This window comes from Azospirillum sp. TSO22-1 (genome assembly GCF_003116015.1).
Classification (GTDB): domain Bacteria; phylum Pseudomonadota; class Alphaproteobacteria; order Azospirillales; family Azospirillaceae; genus Azospirillum.
Genome location: NZ_LGQZ01000247.1, coordinates 1 through 1,117 on the forward strand (window position 1 = coordinate 1; position 1,117 = coordinate 1,117).

Genomic DNA, 1,117 nt, shown 5'->3' on the forward strand with positions numbered 1-1,117 from the left:
CTGGTCGCCTTGACCGCCCTCAAGCGGTTGGAGTCGGACCGTCTCGGGGTGCGGGACACGACCCGCGACGCCGTGCGCAAGGCGCTGGAGGAGCACGGCGTCATCTTCCTGTCGTCGGCCCGCGGTCTCGGCGTCATGCTGGTCGATCCGCCGGAGGACGTGCCGGCCGTGCAGCAGGACACGGTCGGGCCGCCGCGGCAGAAGCGCGGTCAGGGCGTGCGCTCATAGACGCTCAGGACTGTCCGCTTGCGGGGTGAAGCTGACGTTCAAAATCAATGGCGTCACGCCCGCCTTCTGACCGACGAGGCGTACGTTGCCCTTAGCGACGGCCAGGGCGAAACGGCCCTTCCGGGGGTGGAGAAATGCGCTTGGACGACCCAACCCGGAAGACAGCGGATGGGAAGATAGGGCTGGAATTTGACCTCAAAGCGGAAGGACACGTGATGGCAAAGAACACGATTTGCCTCTGGTTCGATAAGGACGCCGAGGCTGCTGCCCGCTTCTATGCCGAGACCTTTCCCGACAGCGCGGTGGTCGCCGTTCACCATGCGCCCAGCGACTATCCGTCCGGCAAGGAGGGCGACGTGCTGACGGTCGAATTCACTGTGGCCGGGGTCGCTTGTCTCGGCCTCAACGGCGGTCCCGCGTTCCAGCACAACGAAGCCTTCTCATTCCAGATCGCCACCGACGATCAAGCCGAGACCGACCGCTACTGGAACGCCATCGTCGCCAATGGCGGCCAGGAGAGTGCGTGCGGCTGGTGCAAGGACAAGTGGGGCGTCTCCTGGCAGATAACGCCGCGCGTGCTGACCAAGGCGCTGGCGGCTGGCGGCGCTGAAGCGAAGCGCGCGTTCGAGGCGATGATGGGCATGACGAAGATCGACGTCGCCGTGATCGAGGCGGCACGGCGCGGCTGACGGTCCTCTGTTGATCCATCAAGGATTTTGCGGCTGTTCAGGTCCAAGGGATACGCCGCGCGGGAAGAGCGGACATCGGGTTTTATGAGGACACGCCCGACCTGTTCGCCGCTCGGCCTTCCACCTCCTTCTTGTTGACGGAGCAAGGCTTCCGCCGGGCGGACACCTCCGCCGCGGTGCGGCGGACCGGGCTCTAGGGG

Annotated in this window: 2 protein-coding genes; both read left to right on the forward strand. The window is 65.7% G+C overall.

Annotated features, from left to right (window positions below; genetic code table 11):
• Positions 1-228, forward strand: a 228-nt coding sequence (locus TSO221_RS34710) for a hypothetical protein (protein ID WP_109122983.1), incomplete at its 5' end; no start/stop codon positions are given.
• A 215-nt stretch (positions 229-443) separates the two neighbouring features.
• Positions 444-917: a VOC family protein gene (locus TSO221_RS34715; RefSeq protein WP_109122984.1), complete on the forward strand. Its 474-nt coding sequence runs from the start codon at positions 444-446 to the stop codon at positions 915-917.
• The last annotated feature ends 200 nt before the right edge of the window (positions 918-1,117 follow it).

Excerpts from the sequence above, each read along its gene's own strand:
- TSO221_RS34715 (WP_109122984.1), top strand. The coding sequence starts at position 444 with ATGGCAAAGAACACGATTTGCCTCTGGTTCGATAAGGACGCCGAGGCT.